We start from the raw sequence: 17,964 nt of genomic DNA, 5'->3' as shown, positions 1-17,964 counted from the left end.
CAAAACTGATAATATCAAAAATTTCTTAAAACTTAAGGTAAATCGGGACAGCAATATAACAAGAAACCTAACTAAAAATTTAATTAATTAGTTGAAATACAAAAATTTACTGCTATTCTGAAATAGTTATTTAAACCATTTAGCCCTTAATTCACCTCATAATATTTTTTAATTTATGAGTAATTTTTCTGAGGCGTAAAAACTTGATAATGCTTTCAGTATTGCCCACACCCAAGAGTTGAATAAGTTTTAAGCGTAGCCTAGAGATATATGGTAGCCATGAATTATCGTAATGGTGGATAGTATAAGAAGCTTTGCTGTTTGAAATTTTACCTGTTTGATGAATTTTTAGGGCTAAAAGTTTTTGAGGGAAGTAAAACAAAGGATTTTTTATCAAGAGTTAATTTTTCTATTTCCTCAATTTGAAAATATTCGGTTTTAGCTATTTCTCGATCTTTCTCAATTTGCGACTGCATTATAATCGGTAAAATAAGAAGATCTTTGCTTCCATCTTCTTTTATAAAAAATCTATTTTCATAGTGCTTTAGGGAGTTTAGAACCCAGTCTGAATTTTTTCTGCACCAAAAATAGCAGCTTCAATTAAATCGTCGTGTTGTCTCCCTATGAAATAGGGTAAATGAAGAAGATCATTGAAGCTTTTTAAGACCTCAACATCTAAATCTAAATAAATTCCACCATAATTGTAAACAGCGTAGAGCCTTATATAATCTGAAGCAAAGGCATACTTTTTTGCTTCAAAGGCTTGTTTAGTCCATAGTGTTGAATCAATGTCAAATTTACTTCTATCCCATAGTATAAATTCATAGTCTGGATTTAATCTTCCATGACTCTAAACACTTTTTAGAAATTGACGGATATGGTTCGTCACTTAACTAACAAAAGTGAATTATTTTTGAAATCATTATTGCCCCTTTTATATAATCAATATTTTGGTAGATAAAAGTAACAAAAAAACTCCTGTATAAAATGATACAGGAGTTTTGTGTAATTATTTAAAAATAGTTTTAAACTAAATTATTTTCAATTAAATATTCACCTATTTGGACAGTATTAGTTGCGGCACCTTTTCTAAGGTTATCACTTACAACCCATAGATTTAGTGTGTTTGGTTGAGAACCATCACGTCTTATACGACCAACAAAAACATCATCCTTCCCATTAGCGTACATTGGCATAGGATATACATTAACATCAAGATTATCTTGAACAGTCACACCATCTGTCTCATTAAGTAGTTGCCTAACCTCAGTTAAATCAAAGTCATTTTCAAATTCAACATTTATAGCTTCACTATGTCCGCCTGCAGTTGGTATTCTAACTGCCGTTGCAGTAACAGCAATTGTTCTATCGTCAAGAATTTTTTGAGTCTCTCTTACCAACTTCATTTCTTCCTTAGTATATCCATTTTCTTCGAAAATATCACAATGAGGAATAGCGTTTTTATGAATAGGGTAAGGATAAGCCATTTCACCTTTTTTACCAGCAATTTCATTTTCCATCTGTTCAACGGCTTTTACACCAGTACCTGATACGGATTGGTATGTAGAAACCACAATACGTTTAATTTTGTATTGTTTGTGAAGTGGTGCTAATGCCATAACCATTTGTATAGTAGAACAATTTGGGTTGGCTATAATCTTATCGTCTTTAGATAGTGCATTTGCATTGATTTCTGGGACAACTAATTTTTTTGATAAATCCATTCTCCAGGCAGATGAGTTATCAATTACTGTTGTGCCAACTTGCGCAAATTTTGGCGCCCATTCTAAAGAGGTGCTACCACCAGCAGAGAATAACGCAATATCTGGACGTTTTTCAATAGCTGTCGGAATACCAATTACCTCAATATCTTTTCCTTTAAACTTTATTTTTTTGCCAACAGAACGCTCTGAAGCCACTAATAATAATTCGTCAACGGGGAAATTGCGCTCTTCTAATATATTAAGCATTACATTTCCCACTAAACCTGTTGCACCTACAACTGCTACTTTCATTTTGTTATTTTAAATAAATCTTCGACAAAGCTACATAAAAAAACCCCTAGCTTTCAATTAAAATAAGTGATATAACAACAAAAAAACAAAATGTTAATTATTTAACATTCAGCATAAAAAAACCTAAACTTAATTGTTTAGGTTTGGTTAATAATATGTAATGTAGTGGTGTCGCTAGATCTTAATTATTTTTTTAGAGCGTCTCTAATTTCAGTTAATAAATCAACTTCAGATGGTCCAGCAGGTGCTGGCTCTTCAGCAGGTGCTTTAGTTTTGTTGTATGCTTTTACAATCATAAACATTACTAAACCAACAATTAATAAGTTAATTATAGTGTTAATCCATGCTCCATATGCGATTACGGCTCCACCAGCTTCTTGCGCAGCAGCGAGAGTATTATACTCTTTACCATCCATAGCATGATGCAGATCACCAAAGTTCATACCTCCAGCAAAATAACCTGCAAATGGCATAGCAATGTTATTTACAAAGCCATTCATTACTCCACCAAGAGCACCAGCCATAATTACAGCAACAGCGAAATCAATCACGTTACCTGTCATAATAAAATCCTTAAATTCTTTTAACATAATTTCAATAGTTATTAGTTAGTGTTAGAATACGAAAATACAGAAAATTCTTTAATGTTAAAATTTTAACATTATATAACACTAAATAAAGATGCGTTTAACTCGTTGAGAAACAGAGGTTATGATTTCATAGGATATGGTTTCTGCTGATTCAGCAAGATCTGCGGCCTTGTGTTTTGGGTCAAATATGATGACTTCATCACCTTCATTACAATCAATATTTGTAATATTAACCATTATCATATCCATACAAACGTTACCTATAATTGATGCTTTTTTACCATTTATAACCACAAACCCTTTTTCATTTCCGTAAATACGGTTAATACCATCTGCATGACCAATAGGGATAGTTGCTGTTTTTTCATACCCTTTTGATGTATAAGCTCTATTATAGCCAACAGTCTCATTGGGCTCTATTTTATGTATTTGTGAGATTATGGATTTTAAACTAGCTATGGGTTTTAAATTTTGGTCTTCTTTTGCAGAATTCCCAAAACCATATAGACCTATACCACAGCGTACCATACTAAGATGAGCTTCAGGATAATTTATAACACCAGATGTATTACATATATGGAGCCAAGGTTTATAACCTATTTTGCTTTCAAATTCCTGCGCTATAGTCTTAAAGTTGTCTATTTGTCTCTTTGTAAATTTTTTTTCATCAGCATCCTCACTAGCTGCTAAATGAGAAAATAAAGACTTAACAACAATACTATTTGTTAGATTTAATTTTGAAACAATATAATCTACATCGTTTTCCCAAAAGCCCAAACGGTTAAGTCCGGTATTAAATTTAATATGTACAGGATAATTGGTTTGAGATTGTAACTCAGCAACTCTAATAAATTCTTTTAAAACATGAGGACTATAAAGGCTAGGCTCTAAACATCTGTCAATTAATGTTTTAAAGTTTATTGATTGAGGATGAAGGACTAAAATAGGAGTAGTGATTCCGGCATCTCTTAGCGCAACACCTTCTTTTGTATAAGCTACAGCAAAATAATCTACATCTAGTGTTTGAAAATGTTTAGCAACTTCTACAGAATCGCTTCCATAAGCAAAAGCTTTAACAACAGCTAAAAATTTAGTTTCGGGTTGTAATTTAGATTTTAAATAATTGAAGTTATGCGTTAAAGCACCTAAATCAATTTCGAGAATAGTTTCTAAAGCTTTAGGCATCAGATTTCTTTTGTTTAGAATCAATTTCTTCTGCATCATTCACTTTCATTTGCCTTACTTTATCTCGTAGCATACTTTTATAATAAGCAGCTCTACTCAAAGGTTCGTATTCTTCTACTTCTCCTAACAAAACTAAATCATCACTTGCAGCTTTTCTATAACTGTATTGCGCTAAGTTGCCTGTTTTTGTACAAATCGCATGGACTTTGGTGACATATTCTGCAGTAGCCATAAGATAGGGCATAGGGCCAAAAGGATTACCCTTAAAATCCATATCAAGTCCTGCAACAATAACCCGAATGCCTTTATTAGCCAAGTCGTTACATACTCGTATAATCTCATCATCAAAAAATTGTGCTTCGTCTATACCAACAACATCACAATCGTCTGCTAAAATCGGAATATTTGCAGCTGCAGGTACAGGAGTAGAGCGAATTTCGTTAGAGTCGTGAGACACAACCATGTCTTCATCATAGCGCACATCTACAGCAGGTTTAAAAATTTCAACCTTTTGTCTAGCAAATTTGGCGCGTTTTAATCTACGAATCAATTCTTCAGTCTTACCAGAGAACATCGACCCACAAATCACTTCAATCCACCCAAATTGTTCTTTATGATTTACCGTATTTTCAAGAAACATTTCGTAATTTTAGCACTAAAACGGAGTATATTTTCGTTTGTATAAAGGTCAATCAAATTTATCAAAAATCAAAAGTAAAATTCATGAAAAAGAAATTAGAATCAGAATTAGTTAGCATAGCACATAGGATTCTAAAGCTAAAAGGTAGAGAGGACGTAGATAGAATGCACGAAGAAGTTTCTAAACTCTACGAAAAATTGACAGTTTTAAAATTTGCACAAGAGAATTTTGAAGATGATATGCCAACTATAGGCAATGATTCTTCATTTTTTGACATGCTAGATACAGCATTCAATAATAAGATTAGTGATAATATTGAAGTTGGAAATAAAACCTATGTGAATTTAGATGAGGTCGAAGATGATGGTATTATGGAACCGGTAATGGAGAAGATTAAAGACATGGTTGCTCAAATGCCAGAAGAAGCCCAAAAAGTTGATGTTATTGTTGAGGAAGCTATTTCTAAAGAAGTGCCTACCACAATTGAATTTGAAACCATAACTTCTGATTTTGCAGAAATACCGGAATTTGAACCTATAGAAGAGGCACAAAAACGTGAAGCGGAAAACACTAAAAAATCTTTAAATGATAAATTGAAAGGTCAGAGTTTACAAATTGGACTCAACGATAAGTTAGCTTTTATAAAGCATTTATTTGAAGGTAAAAACGAAGACTACGATCGTGTTATTTCTCAAATCAATACTACTGACACCTTGCCAGAAGCACAAAAACTCATCTTGGAAATGGTAAAGCCAGACTATAATAACTGGGAAGGAAAATCAGAGTATGAAGAGCGTTTTATAGAAATTGTAGAAGGTAAATTCAATTAAATAGATGCGAAACAAGCAAATTGTGTATTGGATTAGTACTGCCGTTTTGTGTGGAATCTTCCTGAAATCGGCTTTTATGTATTTCACTAAAACGGATATGGTTAAAGACTTTTTTGAGAGTTTTAATTATCCAACATATATTGTTATTCCTTTAGCAATCGTAAAAGTCTTAGGAGTTGCTATGATACTTTGGAGACCAAATACTTGGCTAACAGAATGGGCTTATGCTGGTTTTTTCTTTGATTTGGTTTTAGCAACAGTAGCGCATCATTATGCTGGTCATGGGATTATAGGTTTTTCACTTTATGGCTTAATTGTAATTTTCCCTTCTTACTTTTTAGGTAAATATATTAGAGATTAATGAGTAAACTTTACCTTGTACCAACTCCAATAGGAAATCTCAAAGACATCACCTTTAGAGCTATTGGGATTTTAAAGGAAGTAGATTTAATTTTAGCAGAAGACACCCGAACTTCTGGAAAGCTTTTAAAGTACTTTGAAATTGCTACTCAGATGCAAAGTCATCATATGCATAACGAGCATAAAACGGTGAATGGATTGGTTGAAAAACTGAAATCCGGATTATCTATCGCAGTGATTAGCGATGCTGGTACTCCAGCAATTTCTGATCCAGGGTTTTTGTTAGTGAGAGCCTGTGTAGAAAACAATATTGAAGTAGATTGCTTACCAGGAGCCACAGCTTTTGTACCCGCTTTAGTTAATAGTGGATTACCAAATGACAAGTTTGTGTTTGAAGGGTTTTTACCTGTAAAGAAAGGTCGTCAAACTCGACTTTTATTACTAGCCGAAGAAACTAGAACCATGATTTTTTATGAAAGTCCACATAAGTTAGTAAAGACTTTAGGGCATTTCTGTGACTATTTTGGAGAAGATAGATTGGTGTCTGTTTCTAGAGAGTTAACCAAACTCTATGAAGAGACTGTTAGAGGAACTGCTAAAGAAGTAATAAAACATTACACCAATAAGCCACCAAAAGGAGAGATTGTTATTATTGTCGGTGGGAAAAAATAATGAAAGAATTATTTCACAACATCAGCCAATGCACAATTTGTAAAGCACATTTACCATTAGGTCCAAGACCAGTAGTCACAGCTCATATTAATTCTAAAATTATAATAATAGGGCAAGCGCCAGGAACTAAAGTACATGAATCAGGAATTCCTTGGGATGATCAAAGCGGAAAGAAACTAAGACAATGGCTCAATGTTACTGATGAGCAATTTTACAATACCCAAAACTTTGCTATTATGCCAATGGGATTTTGTTATCCAGGAAAAGCAAAAACAGGCGATTTACCACCAAGACCAGAATGTGCACCACAATGGCATGATCAATTGTTAGATAAAATGCCTAAAGTAGAGTTGATAATTTTAATTGGAGCTCATGCGCAGAAGTATTATTTAAAGGATAAAGCAAAACGAACATTAACTGAAACCGTTGGTGATTATAAAGGTTATTTACCAAAATATTTCCCTATTCCACATCCATCACCGACTAATCGTTTTTGGAGGAGTAAGAATCCTTGGTTTGAGGAATTGGTGGTTTCTGAGTTGCAGAAGAAGGTTAAAGAATTGATTTTAAAAGTGGTTTAATTTTCTTCAATTGATTTTTCATTTAAAGGTTTCAATTAAGCGTTTTTTGATTTCTCTTCATAATCACTCATTTATTAAATGCAAAAGAGAGATTTTTGTAAGAAATTCAATTAAACTTTTAAAAAAAACCTCACCATTTCTGGCAAGGCTTACTTAATTTATTTAAAAGTCTAGCAATCTAGTATTGGCTTCCATCATGTTTCCCAACCTCATAACCATGTTTTCCTAAATATTTGTTTCCACTTTCAACGGCACCATCTTCAATATCTGTTCCCATAGAATCATTCCAGCGGTTGAGGTAACCAAACAAAGAAATCACACCTAGCATTTCTACAATTTCACCTTCATCCCAATACTTGTATAAACGTTCTTTAATTTCTGCATCAACAGCATTTGGTACCATAGACGCTTGTAGGGAGAAATCTAAAGCCGCACGTTCTGCATCAGAAAAAGCAGGATGTGTTCTGTATTCCCAGATATTATCTAGTTGCTCTTGTTCCGCACCATAACGTTCGGCTGCTCTTATAGCATGCGCTTGGCAATAACGACAACCTGTTGAGTTGCTACTTACCCAAGCAATCATACGTTTAAGTGCTGAAGTGACACGGCCCTCATTTGCCATCACGGCTTTATTTAAATTAATAAATGCTTTAGATATTGCAGGTCTGCGTTGCATCGTTAAGACTGAATTTGGACAAAACCCAAGGGTTTCATTAAAGAATTCTGCTAATTCTTTAGTTTCTAAATCATGCTCAGCAGATAAGGGTGTTACTAATGCCATATTTGTTTTTTTTAAGTCGTATTTTTGAATGTACAAGATAGGAGTTCTAATAATTAAATTAAAAGAAATTGTCTCATAAAATAACAACACATTGGAAAGGTGGATTAACCTTTGAATCGGATAACCCAAGCGGAAAATCTGTCATAATGGATACTGATATTGAGGGTCAAAATGAGCGCTTTGGATTATCTCCTAAAGCTATGATGTTATCTTCTTTAGCAGGTTGCTCTGGCTTAGATGTCATTTCTACTTTAGACAAAATGAAAGAGGAGATAGACGACTTTAAAATTGAAGTTTCAGGTGAGTTAACCGATGAACACCCAAAATATTATCATTCTGTAGTTGTTGACTATCATTTTTATGGATCGGATTTAAACAAAAAAAAATGTGAACGCGCAGTAAATTTGTCTGTTGATAAATACTGTGGAGTTATGGAAATGTTTAGACGTTTTGCAGAAATAAAAACGAATATAATTTACCATATAGCAACTAAAAGATAATGTAGTTTCACTTTAAGCACATTTGAAGGGTTGATAAATTTTAAAATAAGTAATTATAGACACCAATACATCATTAAAATCAAATTAATCTAGTAGTCAGATAGACCGTAATTCCTTTATTTCGAAAATAAAAAGCCATGAATCTAAATAAAGTACTAGGGATTAAATTAAGTTATGTATTCGCATATAGTCTTTTATTTTTTGTTATTGTAAGTTGTTCATCGGAGGATAATTCATCTCAAAATGAAGAAATGCAAGAAGATGACGATGACGATGACGACGATGATGATCCTAATGGATTAGCGACACGTTTTGTGTTTAACTCAAATTTAGTCATAGAACATAGTTGGAATACAGGTGGTTGCGATAGTCTACCATGTGATACAGATCAAGATGCGCTAACGGATGTTTTTGCTAATTCATTACCTAATGACCCCTATTTTTATATGAATGCTGACGAGGTTGAACTAAACCTAGCCTGTCAACCACAAAAAGGGAGACGCGCTGAGTTTAAGCAAATTTCTGAAGGACCTTTAACATCCTATTCAAAAATTGAATTTGAAGCCTTATATTATGATATTCCAGATGGCGGTTTTACTATTGCTCAGTTGCACAATAGAGGTGGTAGTTCTAATAAACCATTCTTTAGATTAGAAATCCATGACGATAAATTAGAAACAGTAATACGAAAAGACCCAGAAGTAAGTTCAAGTCAGACAACCTTCAGTAAAACTGATTTTTCGTTCTTAAATGGACAAGATTATAGCTTATTCCCATTGAAGGTTATCTTAGTGAAAGATAATGGCTCTGTGAATATCACAGTACTACAAGATGACACTGTAATTCTGGATGAATCATTTCAACCAGAGACTTCAACCAATTGGGTTACCGACAATGGTATTGCTAATGGATACTACCTCAAAGCGGGTGTATATAACGCAGCAACAACTCATAGCGAAAATGTTATTGTAGGATATAGAACATTTAAGTTTGAAACTAATGACTTAAACTAGTCGTATATTATTATCATTTTAAAGTTCACGATTAAAGATTTTTCACTTTAAAGCGAGTTATAAAAATAACTATCGCTATTTTTCTAAAATCAATTAATCCATTTTTTCATTTTATATATGCACTGGACGTTAAAGCCAAAACCAGACCCTTTAAAAGTTGAAGCACTAAAAAAAGAACTTCAAGTTGATGATATTGTTGCGACTTTATTGTTGCAACGTGGTATAACAACTTACGAATCTGCTAAAACATTTTTTAGACCGAGTTTTGACGATTTGCACGACCCATTCTTAATGAAAGATATGGATAAGGCTGTTGTCCGAATTGAAAAGGCGATTGTTAACGGTGAAAATGTTTTGGTTTATGGAGATTATGATGTGGACGGTACAACTTCTGTAGCTTTGATGTCTTCGTATTTAAAAACGAGACTCGAGTCTATCGCAACTTATATTCCAGATCGTTATGATGAAGGTTATGGAATTTCTTATAAAGGTATTGACTTTGCAAATGACAATGATTTTACATTAATTATAGCTTTAGATTGTGGTGTTAAGGCTATTGATAAAATAGCTTATGCCCAGGAAAAAGGGATTGATTTTATTATTTGTGATCATCATAGACCAGGAGATCAACTTCCGGATGCAGTTGCTGTTTTAGACCCAAAACGAGGAGATTGCGAATATCCATTTAAAGAATTATGTGGTTGTGGAGTTGGTTTTAAACTCATTACTGCTTTAGCTTCTAACCAAGGACAATCGGTTGAGGATTTGACCGAGTACCTAGATTTAGTTGCTACTGCAATTGGCGCTGATATTGTTCCTATTGTAGAGGAAAATAGGGCTTTAGCTTATTTTGGTCTTCAGGTGATTAATACTAAACCGAGACCTGGAATGAAAGCTATTATAGCTGAGGTAAAAAAAGATGAGCTCACTATTACTGATGTAGTATTCATTATCGCTCCAAGAATAAATGCAGCCGGTAGAATGAAGCATGGAAATCATGCCGTGACATTGCTTACAGAAACCGATTTTAATTTAGCTGCAGCCTATGCTGTAGATATTGATCAGTTTAATACAGACCGTCGCGAAACTGATAAGCGAATTACTGAAGAAGCTTTAATTCAAATAGAAGAAAACAACGAACAGAAAGGCTTTACAACAGTTGTTTACAGAGAAGATTGGCACAAAGGTGTTATTGGAATTGTAGCATCACGATTAACAGAAACTTACTTTAGACCAACTTTAGTATTCACTAAAAGTGGAGATAAACTTGCAGCTTCAGCGAGATCAGTTAAGGGTTTTGATGTCTATAATGCCTTGGAGGCATGCTCAGAATATATTGAACAATTCGGTGGACACAAATATGCCGCAGGATTAACATTACTTCCAGAAAATTATGACGCTTTTAAAGCAAAGTTTGAAAATATTGTCAAAAAAAGTATAGACCAAAAATTATTAATACCAGAAATAAAAGTTGATTTAAAAATTGAATTAGGTCAAATCAATGATAAACTAATGCGAATCTTAAAACAGTTTGCACCATTTGGACCAGGTAATATGTCTCCAACTTTTATGTCTCAAGGGGTAAAAGATACAGGTTGGGGAAAATGTGTTGGTGAAGATGATAAACATATACGACTTACAGCGACACAATCCTTTAATGATAAAATTGCTTGCATTGGTTTTGGATTGGGTGATAAAATAGATGTTATCAAAAGTAAAAGGCCTTTCAGTATTACCTATTCGATTGATGAAAACCATTGGAACGGTAAAATAAGTTTACAACTAAAATTGAAAGACATCAAAGAATAAAAATATAATCGTGTCGTTGACTAAACATGAAACAACTAACCACTATTTATTTTCTTATTATAAACTGTTTTTTATTTGCACAAAACTTAGTGCTTAATCCAAGTTTTGAAGCTAATAACGAATGTCCTTGGCAGATAGGCATGTTTGCTAACAGTGTTTCGGATTGGTCAATACCAAATATGGGTTCGACAGACTTTTTTAGCTAATGTATTGAAAATGAGAAAACTGGCATCAAAAATTATAATGGATATCAAAAGCCAAAATCAGGAAATAATTATGCAGGTATTTATGTTTACACTGATAAAAACTACAGAGAATATGTTCAAGGAAAGTTATCTAAAACTTTAATTAAAGGTAAAAGATATAGGATGGTATTTTATTTGAGTTTGGCAGACAAATCTTCGTATGCTTTAAAAGATATTCAGGTTTTAATTACTGAAGAACGCTTAAAACCTTGTTATAAATCTAATAGTTGCGAAAAGGCAATAAAACCTACAAAAGCAACTAAGGAAAAGTTTAAAATGTATTCTAATTCGGAAGACGTTTACTTTTCTGATAAAAAAACTTGGAAAGAATATTCATTTGAATTTACAGCTGAAGGCTATGAAAGTTATTTTTCAATAGGTAATTTTTATAGAAATCCTAAAACTAAAAAGCAACAGGTATTGTCAATTAGCACACTTTTCTTTTCATACTATTATATAGATGATGTTTCAATTGAAGTTCTAGAAAAAGAAGAAACGGATGTTATAGAGGATGAAGTTGAAGAATCAGAAATAAAATCCAATAAAATTTATACTTTCAAAAATGTATTATTCGATTTTGATAAAGCCCAATTATTAGCTGTTTCAATTAATGAGCTAAATCAATTATATAGGCATCTTAAAGACAATCAAACTTTAAATATTGAAATTTACGGGCATACTGATAATGTCGGTTTAGATACTAGAAATAAAGAATTATCAGAACAACGTGCTAAAGCTGTATCAGATTATTTAATTTCGCAAGGTCTTAATTCGTCAAGAGTACAATTTATTGGGTTTGGGAGTTCTAAACCCATTTCGGGAAATGATACTGAACAAGGAAGACAATTAAATAGACGTGTTGAGTTTAAATTAATAGAGAGCTAGCCTTTGACCAGAAACGATCCATATGCAGCGCTTAGAATTAAAGAGTTTAACATCTTTTTATTGGTGCGCTTTGCATTAATATTTGGTTGGTCTATGCAATTCGTTGTTATAGAGTGGCAGGTTTATGCGTTAACAAAAGATCCATTATCGTTGGGTATAATTGGAGCATGTGAATTTTTTCCGGCGTTTTTTATGGCACCTTTTGCTGGCCATATCGTTGACCAACGAGAAAAAAGGAATTTATTTATTAAGACAATAGCCGCATTTTCTCTAATTAGTTTTGGACTGTTTTGGTTAACGACTTCTACTATTGAAGCCAGTTGGTCAAAAAGGACAATTTTGTACTCTATCTATTTATTAGTGTTTTTTGGTGGATTATTACGCGCTTTTTTTGGCCCAACCATATTTTCATTAGTGGCCTTGATTGTGCCTAAAAAGCTTTATCCTAATGCAGCAACATGGAGTAGCTCTACATGGCAAATTTCGCGTGTGCTTGGTGTTGCATTTGCTGGGTTTTCTATCGGTTGGATTGGTGTACACTGGTCATTATGCATTGTTTTTGGTTTGGTAATGTTCGCCTTATTGGTTGTATTTAGAATAAAAAAGAAACCGATTCTTAATCCTAAAATAGGTGAACCGATCCTACAAAGTTTAACAGAAGGAGTTCGATTTGTATTTAAAACCAAAGCAATTTTAGGGGCGTTGACTTTAGATATGATTTCAGTATTATTTGGTGGTGCAGTTGCATTGTTAGCTGTTTTTGCACAAGATATTCTAAAAGTTGGCCCACAAGGCTTTGGCATTTTAGTTGCCGCACCATCGGTTGGTGCTTTTTTAACGATGCTGATTACAGCTTATATTCCTATCAGTAAAAATGCCGGGATGAAATTATTAATTGCCATTTTTGGTTTTGGAATCTGTATTATCATTTTTGGTTTATCAACGTCTTTTTGGCTTTCAGTAATAGCCTTATTCTTTAGTGGAGTAACAGATGGAGTATCTATGGTGATTAGACAAACTATTCTTCAGCTAAAAACACCAGACAATATGCGTGGTCGTGTAGCATCTGTAAATTCAATGTTTGTTGGTTCCTCTAACGAATTAGGTGCTTTAGAAAGTGGTGTAACTGCAAAACTAATGGGAACTGCCAGAGCTGTTGTTTTTGGGGGAGCAATGACTCTAATAACAGTTATTACCACAGGAATTGCTTTACCATCTTTTAGAAAATTAGATTTAGTTAAAGATATAGAAGAACACGAAAAAGAATCTTAGTTCCTAATGGCGTTCAATTCTGCAATGAGCTCGTCTTTTATTGTGCTATTTTCAGCAATTAAAGGCAATTGATTTGCGTTTAATAAGTTTGGACCTTCAAGAGGATTATTACTTAAATTAAATAGAGCCTCATTACCATTACTAAAACTAATATATTTATGTGTTGCATTTCTAATCGTATAATTGGAGGTGCCATCATCAGTCCCGATTTCAGTATAGGTGTAATCTCTTGTATCTACATTAGAACTCATTAAAAGATCTTTAAAACTCTTGCTGTCATTTATTTCTGGTAATGAGTTTCCTGCTAATTCAGAAATAGTAGCAAATAGGTCAGCGGTACTAATTAAAGCGTCTTCATTATCGTTAATTCGCATAACATCTTTCCCTGAAATAATAATAGGAACATTGACTCCACCTTGATAAACACTCCCTTTAGCTCTTTGTGATGCATACTCTTGTACTACCTGGCCAGGTGTTCCATTATCACCAATAAAAATGATGACTGTATTATCTTTTTCTTCTTCTGACATAGAATTAATTAATCTCCCTATTTCAGTATCCATAGCTTCTAACATTGCCATATAATATGGTAATGGATTTGCATCTATACTAGCTTGGTCAATTGGTAAATTTCCTTGACTATGTAAATCAGTTGGTGGCAAATGAAATGGTGTGTGTGGCGCATTATAGGCTAACCATAAAAACCAAGGTTGGTTTTGTTGTTCAACCCAATCTATAGCTAAATCTGTAAATTTTGAAGTGGTATATTCATTAGAATTTGAAGTTGTTCCGTTTTCTGTTAGATTCCAATTGGTATATGATTGTACTCCACCATTTAAAATACCTGCATAGTAACCAACACCCATGTTTGTTGGGTGGTTTGTATCATTTGATAGGTGCCATTTCCCTATTACGGCATGACTATAGCCGGTATTAGTATTGTCTAAATGTCTTTGTAGCGATATTTCTGAAGTTGACATGTCATCATCAACTTGTAGCACATTAGTTCTAAATCCATATTTCCCAGTAAGAATTGTACCTCGAGTAGGTGTACAAACAGGGTTTGACCATAAATTATCAAATCTTAATCCAGAATTCATCATGCCTTGTAAAGTTGGCATATTTGGTTTTGTAAACCCTACGTTATAGCCAGGCGTCGCGTCTAAACCCATATCATCAGCTATTATCAGTAATATATTTGGTTTACTACTTTCCGGACTATCTTGAGGCGTACCAGATTCATCATCATTACTACTACATGAATAAATTATAGCAAAAGCAATGATAATTAGATTAAGTTGTTGGAGTTTCATAAAGTTGATTTTATATAAGACTAAGGATATTAATGAAGGTTTAATTCCACTATGTAATATCACATTTAGTCTTTTTGAAATGTTTTTAATTGAAAGCTTTCACCATCAAAAACACCATAAGTATAATATTGAATCCAATCCCCTAAGTTGATGTATTTTGAAGACTCATTCAGTTGAATTTCTAGAGGTAAATGTCGATGACCAAACACAAAATAATCGCGATGTTTTTCTTCAAGTTTGCGTTTACTGTAAACCGCTAACCACTCATTGTCTTCTCCTAAAAATTTGGCGTCATCATCTCCCGAAATCATTTTATTTTTAACTGAAAAGTATTGAGCAATACGCATACCAATATCTGGATGTCCCCATTTAAATAGCCATTTAAAAAAAGGACTAATAAATACTTTTTTCATGCGCTTGTAACCTTTGTCACCAGGACCTAGACCATCACCATGACCAATAAAAAATTCTGAATTTTGAATTTTGAATTCTTGAGGCTTATGATATACAGGAATGCCGAGTTCTTCTTCAAAATAACCATTCATCCAAAGGTCGTGGTTGCCAACGAAATAATGAATTGGAATACCAGAATCTGCTATTTCGGCCAACTTACCTAAAGTTCTAGCAAATCCTTTAGGCACAACGGTTTTATATTCAAACCAAAAATCAAATAAATCCCCAAGTAAAAAAATAGCTGCTGCATCTTGTTTTATTTCATCTAACCAAGCTACGAATTTTTTTTCGCGAGGACGAGAAGCTTCCATTGTTGGAGCGCCTAGATGATTGTCTGAAGCAAAGTAGATTTTTTTTCCGTTAGGAATGGTTATGTGGTTATTATTATTCATTATCAGAAGCATACCATTGAGCAAAGCTGGTAGCCGTTTCTTGCAATTTTAAAGAATGAAGTTTAATATTTTTTGGGAGACGTTGTTTTATTTTTTCAGCAAAATCTATAATCATCATTTCTGTAGTAGGCTGATAGTCTACCAAGATTATATTGTGTCCATTATTTTTTAAGTCATTTGCTAATTCTAGGTGAGGTGTATTTTGGTTAAAAATCATAGTATGGTCAAAGACATCAACTATTTCATTATTAACTATTCTTTTTAAATCACCAAAATCTATCACCATTCCATATTTTGAATTTGTATTATCATTAATTGGAGTGCCAATTACAGTTACAAATAAGTGATAGCTATGACCATGTAAGTTTTTACATTTACCATCATAACCATGAAGTGCATGACCCGCTTCAAAAGAAAATTGTTTTGTAATACGTATGTTGCTCATTAACGTCTTTTATTTCGGTTTACAAAATATACGATAATAAGCACAAGTCCTAGGATTAAGAATAATCCATTTCCACCTAAAAAATTGAGAATATCCATATTTATAATTTAGTGTAAATCTATGGGTCAAATTTACGAGTTTTGAGCAAGGGGTTTAAATGTTTTTCTGAATTTTATAATTAATGGTAATCCGCGTGCTATTATCCAAAGCGTAAAAGCGAAGAAAACACCATAAAGTTTATAGTCTAAGGCATCTGCCAAAAAAACAACAGGTATAAAGACAAATAGGGTTGAAAATAATAAGACATTTCTAAGGTATTTCATTTTACCTAGACCTTTAAAAACACCATCAAAAATAAACGCTAAAGCACATAATGGTTGCATTATAAGTATAATCCAGAAGATATTATAAAACTCATTTAAAACCTTTTCATCATTACTAAACAGTTTCCCTAAGGGATAATATAAGATAGCACCAATAATACCTAAAACCACACCTATAATTACACCGTATTTAATCAGTTTTGTACTTAAATCTACTAAGTTTTTGTAGTCTTTTGCACCTAGAAGTTTTCCTGATAAAATATTACCAGCACTGGCATAACCATCAATTAGGAATGCACCCAAGAACCACAGGTTAATCGCTATTGTATAGGCTGCGATATAATTTGTTCCGTATTTTGTAGCAAAGCTTGTACCGAAATATAAAGCCACATTTAAGAATATAGTCCTAACGAATAAATTAAGGATCATTATTGTAAAACGTTTAATCTCTGGATTAAAGGGGAACTTAACCCATAGCGGAATATCTGTTTTCTTTAGTAAGTAATATGCCGAAAGACCAGCCATAATAACTTGCGCAATAACACTAGCATAAGCCGCACCTTTAATATGCATTGCAGGGATTAGACCTTCAATACCATACACAAAAACAATATCTAAAACAATATTTGAAGCCGCGCCAGCAATAGCAATTAGCATTGGATAGTAGGTGTTTTGAAGACCTCTAAAAGTTCCAAAAACAGCAATAGTGAATAGTGTAAATGGAAAGCCGAACACTCTTATTTGGTAATAATCAACACTATAGTTTAGAATAGTATCTGAAGCGTTGTAAAATTGGAAAATCTGCGAAGCAAATGGATATGTTGTTAGGATAATTAGAATGCTTAACGATGTGATTAAGAATATAGCTTGAGCAGGTAAGTTTTTTACAGCGTTGAGATTATCTGCTCCAACATATTGAGATACTATTGATGATATAGAACTACGAGTTTGACCTAAAACCCAAATCAACATAGACATAAATGTGCCTACAATACCAACAGCAGCTAAAGATTCGGTAGCATTAAAATCCATATTACCAATAATTGCTGAATCTGATAAAGATAAAATAGGTTCAGATACACCAGAAATTAATGCTGGTATTGCGAGTTTATTGATTTGTTTTAATGTTATTGATGTATTCAAAAGACTAGTTCATAACAATGAAAAGGGTATTCGCTTTGCTTCGGGAAATAAATATCACCTAATTGTTTATAGCCACGAAGTTCGTAAAATTTTTGATTTCTTTTGTTCTGAGAAAAGGTATCTAAACGAATAGATCTATAGTTGTTTTCTATGGCAAATTGTTCTGCGAAGTCCATTAATTGTTGCGCAAAACCTTTCCCTTGTAATTCAGGATGAATGGCTAAGCGATGAATATAGATATTGTTTTCATTTTCAGTAAGCCATTTAATAGGAACATATTCTTCATCCATAAGAGTAGAAATTACGATAGTGCCTTTAACCTGCCCATCAATCTCTAGCACATAAAGTTCATCTCGTTTAATGTCATTTTCAAAAGCAGCAGGATTTGGATAATGCGTATTCCATTGATAAATTCCATTGGCTATCATGGTTTTAGCACAAGCTTTTGTTATGTGCATTATTGTTTCTATATCTGCTGAGTTGGCCTTCCGAATCATTAATAATGTTTACTTTTGCA

The 17,964-nt window shown here is 33.2% G+C and carries 20 protein-coding genes and 1 pseudogene; 10 read left to right on the top strand and 11 right to left on the bottom strand.

Annotation, left to right across the window (positions count from 1 at the left end):
* Positions 1–553 precede the first annotated feature (553 nt).
* The 5 genes and pseudogenes from WPG_RS18975 to WPG_RS05975 all read right to left on the bottom strand — a co-directional run.
* Positions 554–829, bottom strand: a pseudogene (locus WPG_RS18975) (glycosyltransferase); the annotation flags it as partial.
* A 196-nt stretch (positions 830–1,025) separates the two neighbouring features.
* On the bottom strand, positions 1,026–2,015 hold the full coding sequence (locus tag WPG_RS05990) for an aspartate-semialdehyde dehydrogenase (RefSeq protein ID WP_045470464.1): 990 nt from the start codon (positions 2,013–2,015) through the stop codon (positions 1,026–1,028).
* Between the two features lie 185 nt (positions 2,016–2,200).
* Complete coding sequence (gene mscL, locus WPG_RS05985; RefSeq protein WP_045470461.1) at positions 2,201–2,605, bottom strand: large conductance mechanosensitive channel protein MscL; 405 nt, start codon at positions 2,603–2,605, stop codon at positions 2,201–2,203.
* Between the two features lie 81 nt (positions 2,606–2,686).
* Positions 2,687–3,790, bottom strand: coding sequence for an alanine racemase (alr, locus tag WPG_RS05980; RefSeq protein WP_045470460.1), 1,104 nt, complete (start codon positions 3,788–3,790; stop codon positions 2,687–2,689).
* On the bottom strand, positions 3,783–4,430 hold the full coding sequence (locus WPG_RS05975) for a thymidine kinase (RefSeq protein ID WP_045470457.1): 648 nt from the start codon (positions 4,428–4,430) through the stop codon (positions 3,783–3,785). Before WPG_RS05975 ends, alr begins: the two co-directional genes overlap by 8 nt.
* A gap of 83 nt (positions 4,431–4,513) precedes the next feature.
* On the opposite strand from WPG_RS05975, the gene WPG_RS05970 reads away from it, so the two are divergent.
* From WPG_RS05970 to WPG_RS05955, 4 genes are read left to right on the top strand one after another with little or no spacing between them, the layout of a single operon-like run.
* A complete protein-coding gene (locus tag WPG_RS05970) occupies positions 4,514–5,260 on the top strand; it encodes a hypothetical protein (RefSeq protein ID WP_045470454.1) in 747 nt (248 codons plus the stop codon).
* A gap of 4 nt (positions 5,261–5,264) precedes the next feature.
* Complete coding sequence (locus WPG_RS05965; protein WP_045470451.1) at positions 5,265–5,621, top strand: DoxX family protein; 357 nt, start codon at positions 5,265–5,267, stop codon at positions 5,619–5,621.
* On the top strand, positions 5,621–6,292 hold the full coding sequence (gene rsmI / locus WPG_RS05960) for a 16S rRNA (cytidine(1402)-2'-O)-methyltransferase (protein WP_045470448.1): 672 nt from the start codon (positions 5,621–5,623) through the stop codon (positions 6,290–6,292). The genes WPG_RS05965 and rsmI overlap by 1 nt, the downstream gene beginning before the upstream one ends.
* Positions 6,292–6,873: a uracil-DNA glycosylase family protein gene (locus WPG_RS05955; RefSeq protein WP_045470445.1), complete on the top strand. Its 582-nt coding sequence runs from the start codon at positions 6,292–6,294 to the stop codon at positions 6,871–6,873. The genes rsmI and WPG_RS05955 overlap by 1 nt, the downstream gene beginning before the upstream one ends.
* A 178-nt stretch (positions 6,874–7,051) precedes the next feature.
* Here WPG_RS05955 and WPG_RS05950 read toward each other — a convergent pair whose 3' ends face one another.
* Complete coding sequence (locus WPG_RS05950; RefSeq protein ID WP_045475257.1) at positions 7,052–7,654, bottom strand: carboxymuconolactone decarboxylase family protein; 603 nt, start codon at positions 7,652–7,654, stop codon at positions 7,052–7,054.
* 68 nt (positions 7,655–7,722) lie between these two features.
* On the opposite strand from WPG_RS05950, the gene WPG_RS05945 reads away from it, so the two are divergent.
* From WPG_RS05945 to WPG_RS05920, 6 genes are all read left to right on the top strand, one after another.
* Positions 7,723–8,154 (top strand): OsmC family protein, encoded by a 432-nt coding sequence (locus WPG_RS05945; RefSeq protein ID WP_045470443.1) that lies wholly within the window; start codon positions 7,723–7,725, stop codon positions 8,152–8,154.
* 137 nt (positions 8,155–8,291) lie between these two features.
* Positions 8,292–9,167: a hypothetical protein gene (locus WPG_RS05940; protein WP_045470440.1), complete on the top strand. Its 876-nt coding sequence runs from the start codon at positions 8,292–8,294 to the stop codon at positions 9,165–9,167.
* Between the two features lie 117 nt (positions 9,168–9,284).
* Positions 9,285–10,976, top strand: a complete 1,692-nt coding sequence (gene recJ, locus WPG_RS05935) for a single-stranded-DNA-specific exonuclease RecJ (protein ID WP_045470434.1) — start codon at positions 9,285–9,287, stop codon at positions 10,974–10,976.
* Between the two features lie 26 nt (positions 10,977–11,002).
* Positions 11,003–11,182, top strand: a complete 180-nt coding sequence (locus WPG_RS18040; RefSeq protein WP_144374428.1) for a hypothetical protein — start codon at positions 11,003–11,005, stop codon at positions 11,180–11,182.
* 162 nt (positions 11,183–11,344) lie between these two features.
* Positions 11,345–12,106: an OmpA family protein gene (locus WPG_RS05925; protein WP_045470430.1), complete on the top strand. Its 762-nt coding sequence runs from the start codon at positions 11,345–11,347 to the stop codon at positions 12,104–12,106.
* Positions 12,107–12,109: 3 nt separating this feature from the next.
* Positions 12,110–13,378, top strand: a complete 1,269-nt coding sequence (locus WPG_RS05920) for an MFS transporter (protein ID WP_045470428.1) — start codon at positions 12,110–12,112, stop codon at positions 13,376–13,378.
* Here the strand turns inward: WPG_RS05920 and WPG_RS05915 are convergent.
* The 5 genes from WPG_RS05915 to WPG_RS05895 all read right to left on the bottom strand — a co-directional run bounded on the left by WPG_RS05915 (position 13,375) and on the right by WPG_RS05895 (position 17,944).
* Positions 13,375–14,691 carry a sulfatase-like hydrolase/transferase gene (locus tag WPG_RS05915; protein ID WP_045470425.1) on the bottom strand — a complete coding sequence of 439 codons (1,317 nt, stop codon included), beginning with the start codon at positions 14,689–14,691 and terminating at the stop codon, positions 13,375–13,377. The genes WPG_RS05920 and WPG_RS05915 overlap by 4 nt on opposite strands.
* A gap of 65 nt (positions 14,692–14,756) precedes the next feature.
* A complete protein-coding gene (locus WPG_RS05910) occupies positions 14,757–15,518 on the bottom strand; it encodes a UDP-2,3-diacylglucosamine diphosphatase (protein WP_045475254.1) in 762 nt (253 codons plus the stop codon).
* A 10-nt stretch (positions 15,519–15,528) separates the two neighbouring features.
* Positions 15,529–15,981, bottom strand: coding sequence for a 6-pyruvoyl trahydropterin synthase family protein (locus tag WPG_RS05905; RefSeq protein ID WP_045470422.1), 453 nt, complete (start codon positions 15,979–15,981; stop codon positions 15,529–15,531).
* A 131-nt stretch (positions 15,982–16,112) separates the two neighbouring features.
* The gene (locus tag WPG_RS05900) at positions 16,113–17,447 is read right to left on the bottom strand and encodes an MATE family efflux transporter (protein ID WP_045470419.1); all 1,335 of its coding nucleotides are present in this window, start codon (positions 17,445–17,447) and stop codon (positions 16,113–16,115) included.
* The gene (locus WPG_RS05895; RefSeq protein WP_045470416.1) at positions 17,444–17,944 is read right to left on the bottom strand and encodes a GNAT family N-acetyltransferase; all 501 of its coding nucleotides are present in this window, start codon (positions 17,942–17,944) and stop codon (positions 17,444–17,446) included. Before WPG_RS05895 ends, WPG_RS05900 begins: the two co-directional genes overlap by 4 nt.
* Positions 17,945–17,964: the final 20 nt, after the last annotated feature.

Origin of the sequence: Winogradskyella sp. PG-2 (assembly GCF_000828715.1) — a bacterium.
Classification (GTDB): Bacteria; Bacteroidota; Bacteroidia; order Flavobacteriales; family Flavobacteriaceae; genus Winogradskyella.
The sequence above is the reverse complement of the archived record's forward strand: the minus strand, read 5'-3'. Positions and strand labels throughout refer to the sequence as shown.